Origin of the sequence: Massilia genomosp. 1 (genome assembly GCF_011682185.1) — a bacterium.
GTDB lineage: Bacteria > Pseudomonadota > Gammaproteobacteria > Burkholderiales > Burkholderiaceae_D > Telluria_A > Telluria_A rubra.
Window position 1 is genome coordinate 1 of record NZ_WHJF01000616.1, and the last position, 252, is coordinate 252.

The following is a 252-nucleotide window of genomic DNA, read 5'->3' on the forward strand; positions in this document are numbered from 1 at the left end:
TCCCGCCTCGAAGGTCGAGCAGCTGACACCGCGACTGTGGAAACAGCATTGCGCCGACAATCCGCTACGCTCGGACCTGCACAGATTTAACGGCTGATCTACAACGCCGCTCAGCTACCGCTTACTGCGTGAGGAAGTACATCGCTTGGAACCATTTCGTGAGAGGCAATTTACTCGAGTGGAAAATGGTCCCGCTCGTGAGGGTCGTCTGGTACCGGCAAGCCTGGCACTGGAACGTTTTTACCTTACCAT

Annotated in this window: 1 pseudogene; it reads right to left on the reverse strand. The window is 55.6% G+C overall.

The features are described 5' to 3' along the window. Positions 1–124 precede the first annotated feature (124 nt). Positions 125–252, reverse strand: a pseudogene (locus F1735_RS35070) (IS1595 family transposase); the annotation flags it as partial.